The organism is Algoriphagus ornithinivorans, from assembly GCF_900115305.1.
Classification (GTDB): domain Bacteria; phylum Bacteroidota; class Bacteroidia; order Cytophagales; family Cyclobacteriaceae; genus Algoriphagus; species Algoriphagus ornithinivorans.
On record NZ_FOVW01000004.1, the window covers coordinates 363,889 to 381,035 of the forward strand.

General features: G+C 39.7%; 15 protein-coding genes. 13 read left to right on the forward strand and 2 right to left on the reverse strand.

Going from position 1 to position 17,147, the window contains the following annotated elements; translation table 11 throughout:
- The first annotated feature begins 29 nt into the window (after positions 1–29).
- The 8 genes from BM073_RS07990 to BM073_RS08025 all read left to right on the forward strand — a co-directional run bounded on the left by BM073_RS07990 (position 30) and on the right by BM073_RS08025 (position 8,587).
- Positions 30–941, forward strand: a complete 912-nt coding sequence (locus BM073_RS07990) for an outer membrane protein assembly factor BamD (RefSeq protein WP_407639969.1) — start codon at positions 30–32, stop codon at positions 939–941.
- Positions 942–956: 15 nt separating this feature from the next.
- The gene (locus tag BM073_RS07995) at positions 957–1,271 is read left to right on the forward strand and encodes a DNA-directed RNA polymerase subunit omega (RefSeq protein ID WP_091652937.1); all 315 of its coding nucleotides are present in this window, start codon (positions 957–959) and stop codon (positions 1,269–1,271) included.
- 2 nt (positions 1,272–1,273) lie between these two features.
- On the forward strand, positions 1,274–2,488 hold the full coding sequence (gene coaBC / locus BM073_RS08000; RefSeq protein WP_091652940.1) for a bifunctional phosphopantothenoylcysteine decarboxylase/phosphopantothenate--cysteine ligase CoaBC: 1,215 nt from the start codon (positions 1,274–1,276) through the stop codon (positions 2,486–2,488).
- A gap of 23 nt (positions 2,489–2,511) precedes the next feature.
- On the forward strand, positions 2,512–3,414 hold the full coding sequence (gene porD / locus BM073_RS08005; RefSeq protein WP_091652943.1) for a type IX secretion system protein PorD: 903 nt from the start codon (positions 2,512–2,514) through the stop codon (positions 3,412–3,414).
- A gap of 36 nt (positions 3,415–3,450) precedes the next feature.
- Positions 3,451–5,103 carry a DNA repair protein RecN gene (gene recN / locus BM073_RS08010; protein ID WP_091652947.1) on the forward strand — a complete coding sequence of 551 codons (1,653 nt, stop codon included), beginning with the start codon at positions 3,451–3,453 and terminating at the stop codon, positions 5,101–5,103.
- 62 nt (positions 5,104–5,165) lie between these two features.
- Positions 5,166–5,981 carry an enoyl-ACP reductase FabI gene (locus BM073_RS08015; RefSeq protein ID WP_091652950.1) on the forward strand — a complete coding sequence of 272 codons (816 nt, stop codon included), beginning with the start codon at positions 5,166–5,168 and terminating at the stop codon, positions 5,979–5,981.
- 125 nt (positions 5,982–6,106) lie between these two features.
- Positions 6,107–7,693: an amidohydrolase family protein gene (locus BM073_RS08020; protein WP_091653062.1), complete on the forward strand. Its 1,587-nt coding sequence runs from the start codon at positions 6,107–6,109 to the stop codon at positions 7,691–7,693.
- A gap of 93 nt (positions 7,694–7,786) precedes the next feature.
- Entirely contained in the window at positions 7,787–8,587 is an 801-nt protein-coding gene (locus tag BM073_RS08025) for an alpha/beta fold hydrolase (protein WP_091652954.1), read from the forward strand.
- Positions 8,588–8,609: 22 nt separating this feature from the next.
- Here BM073_RS08025 and BM073_RS08030 read toward each other — a convergent pair whose 3' ends face one another.
- Both BM073_RS08030 and BM073_RS08035 read right to left on the reverse strand, forming a co-directional pair.
- Positions 8,610–9,476: a glycoside hydrolase family 16 protein gene (locus tag BM073_RS08030; protein WP_091652957.1), complete on the reverse strand. Its 867-nt coding sequence runs from the start codon at positions 9,474–9,476 to the stop codon at positions 8,610–8,612.
- A gap of 66 nt (positions 9,477–9,542) precedes the next feature.
- Positions 9,543–10,946 (reverse strand): hypothetical protein, encoded by a 1,404-nt coding sequence (locus BM073_RS08035; protein ID WP_139217465.1) that lies wholly within the window; start codon positions 10,944–10,946, stop codon positions 9,543–9,545.
- Positions 10,947–11,139: 193 nt separating this feature from the next.
- Here BM073_RS08035 and BM073_RS08040 point away from each other — a divergent pair, with 193 nt between their 5' ends.
- From BM073_RS08040 to BM073_RS08060, 5 genes are all read left to right on the forward strand, one after another.
- On the forward strand, positions 11,140–14,058 hold the full coding sequence (locus BM073_RS08040) for a ligand-binding sensor domain-containing protein (protein WP_091652962.1): 2,919 nt from the start codon (positions 11,140–11,142) through the stop codon (positions 14,056–14,058).
- A gap of 104 nt (positions 14,059–14,162) precedes the next feature.
- Positions 14,163–14,615 carry a MarR family winged helix-turn-helix transcriptional regulator gene (locus BM073_RS08045; RefSeq protein WP_091652965.1) on the forward strand — a complete coding sequence of 151 codons (453 nt, stop codon included), beginning with the start codon at positions 14,163–14,165 and terminating at the stop codon, positions 14,613–14,615.
- Positions 14,616–14,688: 73 nt separating this feature from the next.
- Positions 14,689–15,237 carry a YceI family protein gene (locus BM073_RS08050; RefSeq protein ID WP_091652968.1) on the forward strand — a complete coding sequence of 183 codons (549 nt, stop codon included), beginning with the start codon at positions 14,689–14,691 and terminating at the stop codon, positions 15,235–15,237.
- Positions 15,238–15,410: 173 nt separating this feature from the next.
- The gene (locus BM073_RS08055) at positions 15,411–16,361 is read left to right on the forward strand and encodes a ring-cleaving dioxygenase (protein WP_091652970.1); all 951 of its coding nucleotides are present in this window, start codon (positions 15,411–15,413) and stop codon (positions 16,359–16,361) included.
- Positions 16,354–16,971 carry an alpha/beta hydrolase gene (locus tag BM073_RS08060; RefSeq protein ID WP_091652973.1) on the forward strand — a complete coding sequence of 206 codons (618 nt, stop codon included), beginning with the start codon at positions 16,354–16,356 and terminating at the stop codon, positions 16,969–16,971. The genes BM073_RS08055 and BM073_RS08060 overlap by 8 nt, the downstream gene beginning before the upstream one ends.
- The last annotated feature ends 176 nt before the right edge of the window (positions 16,972–17,147 follow it).

The following is a 17,147-nucleotide window of genomic DNA, read 5'->3' on the forward strand; positions in this document are numbered from 1 at the left end:
TAATATCCCGTATATTTGCGGTCTTGAAAATGAACATGCGCTTACAGTACCTTAATCTTCTTCTAGTAATCCTATTATTAGGCTCATGCGGCCCTTTCAGCAAGTTGGAAAAAAGTACCAACTGGGAAGAGCTCTACAATGGAGCAAATAAATATTATCAGGAGGGAGAATATAATAAAGCAATCATCTTGTATGACAAGGTTTTACCGGTGATTCGCGGAAGTGAAAAAGCCGAATTGGCTGATTACAACTATGCAAACTGTCACTTCAAAACAAAAAGATATATTGAGGCTGCAGGGTATTTCAATAATTTTTATAGAACATACAATCGAAGCCCTTTAGCAGAAGAGGCTTTGTTTATGCATGCGTACTCTCTCTATCTAGATGCTCCTGATTATAATTTGGATCAGCAAAGCAGCAGAGAGGCAGTAGCTGCCATTCAGCAGTTTGTGACCAGATTCCCTGGATCGGCTAGTTATGAAAGAGCTATAGAAATGCTTCAGGATTTGGAGCGGAGATTTGAAGAAAAAGCCTATCAAGAGGCTTCTATGTATTACAGATTAAAGGATGGGCTTTATCCTGGAGATTTTTACCGGGCTTGCATCATCAACTTTCAGAATTTTGCCAAGGACTATCCTGAAAGTAAATACAATGAAGAGTTAGCTTACAAATTGGTGGAGGTGAGCTCTGGATATGCTGAAAACAGTATTTTCAACAAAAAAGAGGAAAGATTGAATGATGCGATCAAGTTTGCATCCAATTTTTACCGCAGATATCCTGAGAGTAAATTTACTGCGCAGGTTAAAAACATAGAGACTGAAACTCGTCAGGAATTGGAGTCTCATCTCAAAAGGAAAAAAGAATTAGCTGAGAGAGCTGCCGAGGCTGAAAAAGCTAACGCAACTGCAGAAGTAGCTCAGGTAAATAAAATTGATAATTAATTAAATTGATATAAAATGGCTACAAACCCATCCATCATCACAAGAGATTTGGATAAGGTTGCTGATCACACTGGCAACATTTACGAATCAATCCATATTATTGGACAGCGTGCTAAGCAGATTTCTACCAATTTGAAGGAAGAATTGAATAACAAACTTTCCGAATTCGCATCTACGGTAGATAACTTAGAAGAAGTATTCGAAAACAAGGAGCAGATCGAAATCTCCAAGTTTTATGAAAGAATGCCTAAGCCGTCAACTCTTGCTATGGAAGAGTTTATGGAGAAAAAGGTGTTTTACAGATTCCCAGAGCAGGAAGAAGGCCAATAAAAATGAGCCTCAAAGGAAAGCGAATCATACTTGGCGTAACCGGTAGCATTGCCGCATACAAGTCTGCTTTTCTAACCCGCTTATTAATCAAAGAAGGAGCAGAAGTGCAAATCATCATGAGCGCTTCTGCTCTTGATTTTATTACCCCATTGACATTATCTACCTTATCCAAGAGGCCTGTTTTACATCAATTCCAAAAAGATGAAACAGGCGAATGGAATAATCATGTTGACTTGGGGCTTTGGGCAGATTTAATTTTAGTTGCACCGATTAGTGCCAATACCTTAGCAAAGTTTGCTAACGGGATCTGTGACAACCTACTCACTGCAGTTTATTTATCTGCAAAATGTCCTGTTATGGTTGCCCCAGCCATGGATTTGGACATGTATCAACATCCATCGGTGCAAAAAAACATTCAAACACTCTCCAATTTTGGAAATCATATTTTGGAGGCGGAGTCGGGAGAATTGGCAAGCGGTCTTTCCGGTCAGGGAAGAATGATGGAGCCAGAACATATTTTGGATGAACTTTTTAAATTCTTTCAAAAAAAAAATGATTTTTTAGGGAAAAAGGTCCTGATTACTATGGGACCTACTCAAGAAGCGATAGATCCGGTAAGGTATATCAGCAATCATTCCAGCGGCAAAATGGGATACGCTCTTGCAGAATCCTTTAAAAATAGAGGAGCTGATGTTTATGTGGTTTCAGGGCCAGTTTCCATTCCTATAGAAAAAGAGAAGTTCCAATGGGTCGATGTCAAATCAGCTCAAGAAATGTATGATGCAGCAAAATCTTTTCACACTGATTGCGATTATGCAGTTTTTACAGCAGCAGTAGCTGATTATGGACCCGCTGAAGTTGCACCTGAAAAAATCAAGAAGAACGATTCTCAAATGAGTATTCAACTCAAAAAAAATGTGGATATCGCTCAATCATTAGGTGCAAATAAAAGCCTAAATCAAATCCACGTTGGGTTTGCCTTGGAGACAGAGAATGAGTCAGAAAATGCTCAGGCTAAATTGAAAAAGAAAAACTTTGACCTCATTGTTCTCAATTCTATGAAAGAAAAAGGGGCGGGTTTTCGTTTAGATACCAACAAGGTCACCATTTTCACCAACAAAGCAGAAAAAATAGAATCTCCACTGGCTCCAAAAACTGAAATCGCAGAGTTTATTCTGGATGAAATCAAAAAATTGGAGCTTTGGGAAGAAGCCTGATAATTTCACTTATTTTTAGAGGAATGAAAAAACTGCTTTTCGCTATTCTTTTTTTAGGACTTGGATTGAGAGTTTCTGCTCAGGAACTCAATTTTACCGTTATCATCAACAGTGATCGGGCGAGGATTCAGAATACCAATATTTTTGATCAGATGAAAACTTCTTTTGAGCAGTTTCTCAATGGAAGATCATGGACTTCGGATGAATTTAGACCTGAAGAAAGAATTAAAGGAAACCTATTGATTACTATTAATGAGGTGCCTCAGGTTGGTATTTATTCAGCAACTGTTCAGATTCAAACTGTCCGACCCATCTATGGGACCGATTATGAAAGTTTGGTATTCAACTTTGCCGACAGAAATTGGAATTTTGAATTTATAGAGTCCCAGCCACTGGAGTTCAACCGTTTTACCTTTTTGAATAATATCAGTTCTCTTTTGGCATTCTATGCCAATATCGCTTTGGGATTGGATTATGACACCTTCGAAAATAAGGGGGGAGATCCATTTTTTGCGATTGCCAATGATATAGTAAACAATGCCCAGCAATCTGGTCGTGCAGGCTGGGTACAAAGTACATCAGACCGTAGAAATCGCTATTGGTTGATCAATGATATTTACACTTCATCCGTTTTTTCCTCAATCAGAGAGGCTTATTATCTCTATCACCGACAGGGTTTGGATATTTTACAGATTGAGCCCGATCAAGCCTACAAAAATATTTTGGAGGCCATCAAACTGGTTGCGAATGCAAACAAAACTCAGCCCAATGGGATTTTCACTATATCATTTATGGATGCCAAAAGTGACGAGATTTCTAACGTGTTGAAGAATGCTCCGCTGGAAATTCGAACCGAAGCTGTGGAGCTGCTGCTACAGGTGGATCCAAATAATGCCAGAAAGTACAATGAGCTGCTGAAAAGCTAAGCCTCTTTTTTTAGCTTTGTAATATTCCAAAAAGCCATGCTAAAATCACTGAGTATTTCCAATTATGCCTTGATTGATGAGTTGCAAATGCAACCTAGCTCTGCCTTGAGCATGATTACAGGTGAGACTGGCGCAGGTAAATCAATTATGCTGGGCGCGGTGGGCTTGCTTTTGGGGAAAAGAGCTGATACCAAAGTGCTGTTGCATGAGGATAAAAAATGCATCATTGAAGGGATTTTTGAAATAGGTAATTATGGCTTAAATGCTTTTTTCGAAGCCCAAGAACTGGATTTTGATCATCAATGCATCATCCGAAGAGAAATCTCTCCTAGTGGTAAATCCAGATCCTTTATCAACGATACTCCTGTGCTTTTGGACGTTCTTAAGGAGCTAGGAGTAAAATTAATGGATGTTCATTCGCAACATGACACACTCCAACTCGCAGACGGTAACTATCAGCTGGGATTAGTGGATGCCTTTGCGCAAAGCTCGGGTGAACTCGAATCCTATAAAAAAGCCTTCCAACACTACAGAAGTATCAAGAAGGCCTTTGAGAAACTTCAAAAAGAGGCGGCAGATCTACAAAAGGAGGCTGACTTCAATCAATTTTTATTGGATGAATTGAGCGTATTGACCTTGCAAAAAGGCGAGCAGGAGGAGCTGGAATCCAGCCAGGAGATCCTTGAAAATGCGGAAGATATCAAGCTTCGAATCAATGAGATGTTGAATCTTTTTCACGAAGATCAAGTCGGCTTGATTCAGGGCTTGGGACAAGTGCAACAGGGACTACAGTCCTTGGCTCGTTTGGCTCATAAATTTTCCGGAATTCAGGAAAGATTTCAGGAGGCCTATATAGAAATGAAGGACCTTGCTGAGACTTTGGCCGATGAAGAAAGCAAAGTGGAGATTGATTTTGAAAAGCTGGAAGAGATTAGAGAAAGGTTAAGTAAGATTTATCAGCTGCAAAAAAAGCATGGAGTTAATTCTGTAGAAGAGCTAATTCAAATTGAAAGTGAATTGGCTGACAAAGTTTTTCAGTTTCAGAATCTCGATGAGAATTTGGCTGAGGCAGAAAAGAAGCTCAAGCTATCTGAAAAAGAAATGCTGGATGCCGGAATGCTTTTGAGCGAAAAAAGAAAATCTTGTTTTAAGGCATTTGAATCCTCTTTGCAAGGGCTTTTGGGGGATTTGGGAATGGAGAATGCCAAAATTCAAATAGAACAAAAGAGTATACCTCCATCTGCCAGTGGATTGGATGAAATTGAGTTGTTATTTACTGCAAATAAAGGCTCCCAACCTCAGGCATTGAAAAAGGTGGCCTCGGGAGGGGAGTTTTCAAGATTGCTTTTTGGAATCAAGTACCTGATGGCTGATAAAATGGCTTTGCCTACTTTAATTTTTGATGAAATTGACACAGGGATTTCGGGAGAAGTTGCCTTGCAGATGGTAAGGATGATGAAAGAAATTTCCAAGAAGCACCAAGTGATCTGCATTACTCATTTACCACAAGTAGCGGCAAAAGGAGATAGACATTATTTTGTTTTCAAGGATAATCAATCTGAACGTACAGTCAGCAAAATCAAATTATTAGATGATTCGGAGCGGGTCGAAGAACTCGCAAAAATGATTGCCGGATCCAATCCTTCCTCCTCTGCAGTAGAGAGTGCTCGAGAGCTCTTGTTGAATTAAGGCGGCTATTCCCGGAAAATTCCTATTTTTACAGCGTATTTTTGACATCAATCAAAAGCTATATGCCAGAAAATTTGCTAAAAGGAAAAGTAGGGATCATCACCGGTGCCTTAGACGAAAACTCAATTGCCTGGAAAACAGCACTCAAGGCTAAAGAACAAGGTGCAAAGTTCGTGTTGACAAATGCTCCAATCGCCATGCGTATGGGAGCTATTAATGAGCTTGCAAAGGAATGTGACACAATTGTAATTCCGGCTGATGCCACTGTGGTGGAGGATATCGAGAAATTGTACACTGAAGCCAAGGAGTTTTTGGGAGCTGATTTTGACTTCCTGTTGCATTCAATAGGAATGTCGCCAAATATCAGAAAGGGACGCTCCTACGGTGAGCTGAATTACGATTGGTTGAATAAGTCCTACGACGTTTCTGCTATCTCATTTCATAAAATGATGCATGTGGCAGAGAAAATGGATGTGATGAAGGAGTGGGGTTCAATTGTAGGTTTGTCCTATATCGCCGCTCAAAGAGTATTCCCATTTTACACTGATATGGCAGATGCGAAAGCATTATTGGAAAGCATAGCAAGAGGCTATGGCTATAGATTTGGTAAGCTTAAGAAAGTGAGGGTGAATACTATTTCCCAATCTCCAACCAAAACCACGGCAGGTACTGGAATTGGAGGATTTGACTCCTTCTTCAATTTTGCAGAGGCCTTATCTCCACTAGGAAATGCATCTGCGGATGCCTGTGCAGATTACATCGTGACCATGTTCTCTGATTTGACTAAAATGGTGACTATGCAAAACCTGTTTCATGATGGAGGATATTCTTTCACGGGAATCTCGGAGGATATCATGGAAAAGTTTAAAGACTTATAATTCTTTAAGGAATATTTATAAAGGCTCTGTTCATTCAGGGCCTTTTTCATTTCTGCTTATCCCAAATCCATTTTATGATTTGGCTTTTTACCTTATCTTATTGCACCTTATCAAGCACCAACCGTATGTTAAAGAAAATTTTATTAGCTGTAATCTGCTTGACTGCAACGATTCAGCTGTCAGCACAAATTCAACCTGCCCCGGATAGGGGAGAAGGAGATGGTCCATATGACAAGTTAATTTTAAGAGGAGTCGTTTTAATCGATGGCACAGGAGCGCCACCTACGGGTCCAGTGGATATTGTAATTGAAAAAAATATCATTACCCGCATCCAGAATGTAGGTTACCCAGGATTACCAATTAATGAGTCTAGAAGGCCTCATGCTGATGAAAAAACCAAGGTGTTGGATTTGGAAGGTCATTACTTGCTTCCAGGATTCATTGATATGCATGCGCATATTGGAGGTACCGGACAAGGTACACCAGCAGAGTATGTTTATAAATTATGGATGGCTCACGGCGTCACTACTGTTCGTGACCCTTCTGCCGGTAATGGATTAGACTGGGTACTAGGTCAGAAAAACAGGTCTGCGAAAAACCAGATTACTGCGCCTAGGATTTTAGCATATACAGCTTTTGGACAGGGTTCAGAAAGCCCTATTACTACTGCGGATCAAGCCAAAGCTTGGGTGAATCAAAATAAAGCGAAAGGTGCGGATGGGATCAAATTTTTCGGAGCAAAGCCGGAAGTCATGGAGGCTGCAATTTCTGAGAATAAGAGAATTGGTTTACGATCAGCAATGCATCATCAACAACTGGATGTTGCCAGATGGAATGTTTTGAATTCCGCCAGAGCAGGATTGACCTCCATGGAGCATTGGTATGGGTTACCGGAGGCTTTGTTTCAGGATAGAACTATCCAGGATTTTAGACTGGATTACAATTATCAGAATGAGCAGCATCGATTTGCTGAGGCAGGCAAGCTTTGGAAGCAAGCAGCACCTCCATATTCCGAGCATTGGAATAATGTCATGAATGAATTATTGGAACTGGACTTTACACTAGATCCTACCTTCAATATTTATGAAGCTAATAGAGACCTGATGAGGGCTCGGACTGCCGAATGGCATGAAGTCTATACTTTGCCTTCATTATGGCGATTCTACGCCCCTAGCAGGCAGTCTCATGGATCTTACTGGTTTGATTGGACAACAGAGGAAGAATTGCAATGGAAAGAAAATTATCGCCTCTGGATGACTTTTGTCAATGAGTATAAAAACAGAGGAGGAAGAGTGACCACTGGCTCTGATTCAGGTTTTATTTACCAGTTATATGGCTTCGCTTATATCAGAGAAATGGAGCTCCTCAGGGAAGCAGGTTTCCATCCATTGGAAGTTATTCGATCGGCCACTATGTATGGAGCAGAGGCTTTGGGGCTTGAAAAGACGCTTGGCACTGTGGAAGTAGGAAAATTAGCAGATATGGTGATCGTGGAGGAAAATCCATTACAAAATCTCAAAGTACTCTATGGAACGGGAGCGATCAGGATTGATGAAAATAATAAACCAATTCGGGTAGGTGGCGTAAAATACACCATCAAGGATGGGATTGTCTACGATGCTAAGCAACTTCTTGCTGATGTGAAGAAAATGGTGGAGGAAGCCAAAGAGAAAGAAAATACTTCGCTAAAGCAGCCAGGCTTGGACTGGTAATAGGTAAATAAGCAAATGGGAATAGGATTTAGAGACTTTTTCTATTCTCATTTTTTTATTTTCCTTTAGTTTATCCCCTAAAAGCAATTAGCTATGCCTACAATTACGGTAAATGGAGTAAGGCTCTTTTATGAGGAAAAAGGTAGTGGAAAGGAAACTCTGGTTTTCTCTCATGGTCTACTTTGGAGTCATCATATGTTTAGGGAGCAAATCGCTCATTTTTCGAAAAGATATCGGGTGATTGCTTATGATCATAGAGGTCAAGGACAAAGTGAGGCTAAGGCTCCATACGATATGGAGACTGTTGCGGAGGATGCGGCTGAATTGATTCAAAATCTAGGTTATGGACCAGTTCACTTTGTTGGATTATCCATGGGAGGTTTTGTAGGTATGAGACTTGCTTCCCGTCATCCTCAATTAATAAAAAGCTTAATATTATTGGAAACCTCTGCAAATGCAGAACCAGTTGAAAACCTCCCAAAGTATAAAACCCTAAATGGAATAGTGAAATGGCTGGGAGTAATCCCGCCCGTAGCCAATAAGGTAATGCCAATCATGTTTGCGGGATCTTGGCTGGCCAAAGAAAGTAATCAGGCCGAAGTTAAGTATTGGAAAAAGCAATTGATGGCTAATAAAAGAGCTATCACAGGACCTGTTGAAGGTGTCATCTATAGAAAAGGAGTGGAGTCTGAGCTTGCTGATATCAAATGCCCTACCATGATCATAGTTGGCGATGAGGACGTCGCCACTAAACCGGAAAAAGCGAAATTTATCCAAATGGGAATTGAAAAGGCTGAACTACATATGATTACTGGGGCAGGGCATAGTAGCTGTATCGAAAAACCAGAAGAAGTCAATAGGTTAATTGAAGAGTGGCTCTTGGAAAGGAAATAAAAAAAGCCCCGAAGGGCTTTTTTTATTGTTTTTGAAATACTCTTACGTAATCTACAATCATATGCTGAGGAAAGGTGGTCGTGGCATTGGGAGACCCAGGCCAATTTCCGCCCACAGCGACATTCATGATAAAGAAAAAGCTTCTTCTAAACTCATCTAATTCGGCTGGAGTCGTATCGATTACGTGATACTGTTGATTGTCTAAAAACCATTTGATGGAAGTAGCATCCCATTCGATAGAATAAACATGGAACTCGTCTGCCAATGTGCCATTGCTTTTGGTTTTTTTGCCACTGAATTCAGCATGAGAGCCATTATTTGACCAGTGAACTGTCCCATGAACAGTATTTTCACGGCCTTGCCCACCTACCATCTCCATGATGTCTATCTCTCCACAAGCTGGCCAACCCTCAGTTTGAAAGTTTGAACCAAGCATCCAGACAGCAGGCCACAATCCTTGTCCTCTTGGCATAACTGCCCGAACGTCTATCCTGCCATATCTAAATTGCTTCTTATTCATAGAAACAATTCTAGAAGAGGTGTATTTCCTGCTCCCAAAGTCTTCCTCTTTAGCGGTAATAATCAAATGTCCGTCCTGAAAACTAGTATTTTGAGATCTGTAGTATTGGAGCTCATTGTTTCCCCAACCATTCTGTCCGGTACCTGTTTCATGAGACCAATTTGCCGCGTCCAAAACACTTCCATTGAAATCATCTTCCCAGACCAAAGTCATTCCTGTATAGGAATTCGGGGAAGTGTACCCAGTAGATGGAATTGGAACTTTAGCTACTCCATTACCCGGATTGGGTCCATCTCCTCCATCAGAAGAACAGGAAATAAATCCTGCTGTTAGCATTAAAATGCAAAAAAATTGAATTGTCTTTTTCATCCTCACCCTTTTTAAATAAGAAATGTCTGCTGCATTTACGTAGCAGCAGACATTCTCAATTTATAATTATTCAGATACTAATCTAAATGTCCACCAAGCACCGCCTCCAACTTCAATGTGAAGAGTCATTTTCTTCTTACCACCTTCTTCAGTAAGGCTTGCTACCTTATAAGTGATTTCATCAGGTACACCTACTGAAGGTAATTCCGCTCCATTGACAACTTTCGCAAGTGCAACGTGACCACCCTTACCAATGATTTTTAGGTTGCCGCCAGCAAACTCATAGGTGTATGAGCCTTTTCCATCATGAGGAGCTATTGGTGCTCCACAAGCATCAGCAGCTACTCCTTGCCAAGCTTCCAACCAAGTTTGAGAGCCCATATCCATAGTGAATGTTCCGTCAGCATTGAAAGTGTAAACATCATCGAAGAAACATGCTCTCGCTGTTACATCACCAGCTCCATTAGCCCAATAATCTGATGCGCCTTCAGAGGATCCTACAGCCAATGCGCCAGCCACTGGTTCCATTTTCCAGTTTCCAACAACAGAATTAGCAGTTGCGGGAGTACCGGAGATTAATCTGAAATCCCACCAAACTCCACTGCCGGCCTCGATTCTCAAGGTCATTCTTCTGATTCCATTGCTTTCTGTTTGTTCAACGATTGTATATGCAATTTCATCTGCGATAGCAACACCATTAGAGATTTCACCTGCATTATTCACTTTGGAAAGACCAACATGTGCTCCCTTACCTACTAGTGTAAGGGCAGTAGAGGTGTAGGTGTAAGAGTAAGTTCCTTTTCCATCGAATGGTGCTTTTGGCGCGCCGCATCCATCATTGGCAACTCCTTGCCATTGCTCTAACCAAGTTTGAGCTCCCATATCGATTTCAAATGAGCCGTCAGCATTGAAAGTGTAGACGTCATCGAAGAAGCATGCTCTTGCTGTTACTTCACCTGCTCCACTAGTCCACCACTGACCATCGCCAGGAGCTGGACCAACTTTCATAGCTCCAGCTACTGGTTCCATTGTCCAAGCGCCTGTGATATCAAAGGCTGGCTTTAAGGAAGCAACTGTAAATGATCTATTAGCGGCCGTGGAATTTCCGTTTGTATCGGTAACCACTGCATCAAAGTTGTAATCGCCAGCAGGGAAACCACCGGAAATCACTAAATCGATAACTTGATTATCACCTGTTAAAGCTTCTGTTCCGGATGCTACTGTAGCCCCGCCGCTAGTAATTGTATAAGTAAGGTCTCTTAATGCACTAATTGTGCTCCCCTCAACACCGTCAGAAACCGTGATTTTAATTTTGAAATCCTGTCCTTCTGTCGTACCGCTAGTAATGCTACCTAGTGTAATGGTAGGTGGAGTGTCAATCACATCCACATCCGCAAAGCCATTGTCGCATGATGAAATAGCCATCACGGACAATAGAATCAATGTTAAATTGAGTAATACTTTTTTCATGGGTCTATTTTTTTGACCTAATGTCTATTTTTTGCTTTGTGAATGCAAAAAAAGGAATGCTACAACATTTCATCTGTGAGAATTTTTCAATACATCAAAAATTCATCAAATTTTAAAAAATCTTGCTATTTGACTATAATTTAAGGATTTTGGCTGAAATTTATTTTCGCAATCTACCCAAAATGCCTTCTCAATGTCTTTTTCCTTTCAAAATAGAGTTAAGCAAGTCGGTTTATATTGCTTGCTGAGCCTTATTGCCTTGCTTTTTACGGATAATCACCTTTTTGGACAGGAAAATAATTCTTTCAAGGGCCTTCCTTTTATTTCAAATTACGGGCCAGAAACCTATAAAGCTGGTATCCAAAATTGGGATATCATTCAAGACGATAAAGGACTGATTTATGTAGCCAATAATATGGGTTTACTGGTCTTTGATGGAAGGGCTTGGACTCGTTATGGATTAAATAATACCAAGGTAAGGTCTGCCCATTTCGGAAAAGATGGGAAAATTTATGTAGGAAGCCAGGCTGATTTTGGTTTCATAACACCAGATCAAAGGGGGCAGTTGCTATATACTTCTCTGGCAGATAGTTTGCCGGATGAAGTTCGAGACTTTGATGAAACTTGGAAGGTTTATGAAATAGAAGATAAAATATACTTCTGTACGTTTAAGCGGATCTATGTTTATGATGGAAATTCAATTGATATTATTCAGCCGGATAGCAGGTTGGAAAAGTCTTTTCAGGTAGATAACCTGCTCTATACTTTTCAAATGGAAAGTGGCTTATCTGTTTTGAAAGGGACTCAATTCGAATTGGTGAGAAATGGGGATTTTTTTAAAGAAAAGCGAATTGCCAATGTCCTGAACTATGAAAAGGGTAGCTTATTAATCGCTACAGTAGAATATGGTGCTTTTTTATATAATAATGGATCAATCAATCCATTTCAATTTAAAGGTGATTTTTGGAGAAATGATTACCTGATCAATTATAGCACCCGCCTGAGAAATGGGAATATCGCTATTGGAACTCAGAACGCAGGTTTGTTTATCGTTGAAAAAAATGGAGAACTGGTTCTTCATTTAGATAAGGAGTCAGGCCTGATGGATCTGACAATCAATTATATCTACGAGGACATTAACGGTGGGCTTTGGCTGGCAATGAATAATGGAGTAGCAAGGGTAGACTTAAATTCTCCTTTTACTTTCATTGATGACAGAATGGGCCTTTCGGGGTCTGGTTACACTGCTTTGTTACAAGATGATGTAGTTTACCTAGGGACAAATAATGGTCTTTTCAAGTGGGAAAAGGGAAAGATAAATTTTGTTGGTGGAACATCGGGGCAAGTTTACACCATTCAGGAGCTAAACGGGAAAGTGTTAGTGGGACATCATAACGGTACTTTTATCGTAGAGGGAGGGAAAGCAAGAAAGATCTTTGATGAAAATGGGGCTTGGACTTTTAAGTCTCCGCCTGGTCAGCCCAATTTGGTGATCCAGGGAAATTACACAGGCCTTTTCTTGTTTGAATGGAAAAATGGAAGCTTAGAGTTTAAGCAAAAAATTAAGGGATTTAGCGAATCTTCAAGAATCCTTGAGTTTGATGGAGATAAACTTTGGATTGCGCACGGGTATAAAGGTGTATTTAAACTGGAATTCAATGAGAACTTCACCGAGGTAATTTCCAGTAAGAGATACGATAGTAGAAGTGGATTTCCTTCAGATGTATTAATAAATGTGTTCAAGATTTCGAACCAATTGATTTTTACTGCCGACAGAGGATTTTATAGATTTAATGAGACCGAGGATAAATTTGAACCCAGTGTAGAGTACGGAGATGTGTTGACCAAACAGGCAACTATGGTCGATATGGAATCTGATGAATTGGGTAACATCTATTATATAGAACAGAATAAACTCGGTGTCTTAAAACTCCAAGCCAACAATAAGTTTGAAAATCACAGTTCTTCCTTCAATAAAATCAGAAGTTATTGGAATGATGATTTAGCTAATATAATTGTACTGGATAACCACAATATATTGATTGGAGGAAAGCAGGGATTTATTCATTACAGCCCTGAAAAAGATATTCCAAGGACAGTTCAGCCAAAAATATTATTCAAAGAAATTATCAATTCCGGTAAAAAGGATTCCTTGATATTTTCAGGACATGAAAATGACAAGCATCCACTTGAAGCTATTCAGGATCAAAAATTTAAATACAGTCAAAACTCCTTTTCTTTCGAATTTGTATCACCGCATTATGAAAGTGGGAGAGAGGTGCTTTATCAATATAAGCTCGAAAACTACGATGAAAACTGGTCGGCTTGGGGCTACGAAAACAAAAAGGAGTATACCAACCTAAGGGAGGGGACTTATCATTTTGTAGTAAGAGCCAAAAATATTTTTGAGGAACCCACGGAGGAAATCAGATTCAGTTTCACGGTAGCTCCTCCATTTTATAGATCCGTTTTGGCCTATCTCTTTTACACTTTTGGAACAATTTTCCTGCTATATCTGGCATTCAGATGGTTGGATAAAAAGCATAAAGAAGAAACCCTATTATTGGAACAAGAGCAAAATCAAGCCTTGAAAAAGAAGGATTCTGAAATCAAATCCATTACTCAAAGAACGGAAGAAGAGATCGTGAAGCTAAAAAATGAAAAGCTTCAAAATGAAATCGAATATAAAAATCAAGAGCTGACTTCTTCGGCTATGCATTTGATCCAAAAAAACCAGTTGCTGTCTAACATCAAAAACACCTTGAAAAATATTACCAAGGATGAAAAAAGCCGACAGCTGAATTCACAACTTCTAAAATTGATCAAGTCAATTGATAAGGATTTAGAGACCGGAGATGAATGGACTCAATTTTCGGAAAACTTTGATCAGGTTCATGGAAACTTTATTACTAGGCTTAAAGAAAAATATCCCGACATGACTCCGCAGGAAATTAAGTTTGCTGCCTATATCAGAATGAATCTGAACACCAAAGAGATTGCTAACCTCTTGGGCATCTCTGTGCGAGGGGTAGAAATAGGCAGGTATAGAGTAAGGAAAAAATTGGGGCTGGAAAGGAAGGATAACCTAAGCGATTTTTTACTACGTTTCTAACAGCTGAATTTCTACTCCTCTTCAGCTCAAAAAATAATTTTTTTTTAAATCTTGAAACTTTTTCATATATTTACATGTATATACATTAAATACAGATGTAAGAAATGGTAAAGATAGAAGAGGCAATACAACAAAAAGAATTCAAGGACCCTTACAATAAGCTGGTGGTAAATTTATTATACACCCATAGTTATTTGGTAACGGCCCAAGCTAGTCTTTTCAAGCCTAAGGATCTTTCACCTGAGCAGTATAATGTGCTGAGAATTCTGAGAGGCCAAAATGGAAAGCCTTTGACAGTTTCTTCTATTCAGGATAGGATGTTGAACAAAATGTCCAATGCATCCAGATTAGTAGAAAAATTGAAGAATAAAGGAATGGTGAAGCGGGAAGAGTGTCCGGCAGATCGCAGACAAGTTGATATTGTCATCACGGAAAAAGGCTTATCTGTATTAAATGAGCTTGAAAAGCAAGTGGAGGAATTTAACCAACAAATCGTGAATTTAAACACTCAGGAAGTGAATGAGTTGAATGATTTATTGGATAAGCTGAGAGGCTAAAAATTTTTCCCCAAAAAGATGTCTATACATAAAATGTAAATACAATTCAAATTTAAACTTAAACTACAAAACAATGAGCACAGCTAAATGGACAATTGATCCAACCCATTCCGAAGTATCTTTCAAAGTAAAGCATTTGGTAATTTCTACCGTGACAGGTTATTTCAAAAAGTTTGAAGGATCTGCAGAATCTAATTCCGATGATTTTGACGGAGCTAAAGTAAATTTCTCTGCAGAAATTGACAGTATTGATACTAATCAGTCTGATAGAGATAACCACTTGAAGTCAGCAGACTTTTTCGATGCAGCAAACCATCCTAAACTATCCTTCGAAGGAACCGTTCAGAAAAACGGTGGTGATTACAAATTAGTAGGAGACTTGACCATGAGAGGAACCACTAAAGCAGTAGAGCTTGATGTGGACTTTGGTGGAGTTGCAGGTGATCCTTATGGACAGACAAAAGCAGGTTTTGAAATTGAAGGAAAAGTAAACCGCAAAGATTTCGGTTTGACTTGGTCTGCTGTAACTGAAGCTGGAAATGTGGTGGTAAGCGATCAAGTAAGACTTTTATTGAGCGTGCAGCTAGTAAAACAAGCTGTAGCTGAAGAAGCTTCTGCCTAATTGAATATTAAACCAACTATTCAGAGGCTGTCTCAAAAAAGTTTGTCCTGTCTGCCTAAGCGGAGTCGAAGGCTAATCAAAGATATTTAAGTCATTTCGACTTCTTGAAAGGAGACATTTAACATTTATGAGACAGCCTCAATTAAAAATTACCCACAATACCCACAAACGCCATGAAACCATTAATCAAAGGAATTCATCATATCACAGCGATTGCCGGGAATCCACAGGCAAACATTGATTTTTACACAGGAATACTGGGATTGAGACTGGTCAAAAAGACCATCAATTTTGATGCTCCAGATGTATACCATTTTTACTTTGGTGATGAATTAGGACAGCCAGGTACTGTATTTACTACCTTCCCATTTACAGGTGCGAGAAAAGGAACCAAAGGAACTGGTGAGCTCACTTACACTGCATTTTCAATCTCAAGCAATTCTTTAGCTTATTGGAAAGAAAGATTGGTTAAATATGGAATCGCCATTTCCGATACATTAACCCGATTTGGTCATGAGTTGATCCGATTCGAAGACCACGACGGAATGGGAATCGAATTGATTGCAAATGATCAGGACGATAGGCCAGGATGGTCTTATGGAGCAATTCCCCAAGAGCATAGTATCAAAGGCTTTTACGGTGCGACCTTATTGCTTAGAGCTAAGGAATTAACTGCTAAACTTTTGACCGAACATATGAATTATCGCTTGATCGGGGAGGAAGGTAACCGCTACAGATACGGAACTGAAGGGAAACCAGGTGATATTGTAGATATCGTAGTGGAACCAAATGGCAACCGAGGTATGCAAAGTGCTGGAACCGTGCATCACATTGCATTTAGAACCGAAAATACATCCACTCAATTGGAGATTCAGCAAATTCTGTTGAAGCATGGTTATCAAGTAACCGAGGTGAAAGACCGAAACTATTTTAAATCCATTTATTTCAGAGAGCCGGGTGGGGTGTTATTTGAAATCGCCACTGATGAACCTGGATTTGCTATTGACGAGGAGGAAGCTCACTTGGGGGAATTGTTGAAACTACCAGACTGGGCAGAACCTTCAAGAGACAGAATTGAAAAAAGCTTGGCTCCGGTATCCTTAAACCCATCTAAATATGACTGATTTGATTCAAGCAGGTAAGGACTTAAAAGAAGCATCAAGTGCCGCCATCCTAATCCACGGCAGAGGCGCAAGTGCTCAAAGTATTATCTCTTTGAAATCCTATTTGAAATTAAAAGATTTTGCACTTCTGGCTCCACAAGCTGAGGGCAATACTTGGTACCCTTACAGCTTTATGGCTCCTGATGAAAGCAATCAGCAGTCCTTGAAAAAATCCTTGGGGAAAATTCAGAAAGCTTTCGATCAAATTGTGAAAAAAGGAATTCCCACGGAAAGAATATACCTAATTGGGTTTTCCCAAGGAGCTTGTCTGAGCTTGGAGTTTGCTGCGCTAAATGCCCAAAAGTTGGGTGGTGTGGTCGCATTTACAGGAGGTTTGATTGGAGAAAAATTACAACCTGAAAAATATAAAGGGAATTTTGATGGAACTCCTGTTTTTATAGGAAGTAGTAACCGCGATTTTCATGTCCCTTTAACTCGAATTGAGGAATCTGCGCAACTATTGAAAAAAATGGGGGCGAATGTAAAAACATTGATTTTCGATGATCCTGAGCATACGATTCGGGAAGAAGAATTGGAGTGGGTGAATGAGCATCTACTCTCCCAAAACTAGATTTACTTGGTTTTCTTAATTCAAAAAGTCTCAGAGTTATGCTTTGAGACTTTTTTGTTTTTATGCGGTAGCGTCACTGTAAATTCTATCTTAAGTCTGAAGTAAGAAATCTGAAAATAGCTTATCAATACTATCTTTTCTATGTGTCTATGCGGTAAAATAAGCTCGCAGAGACG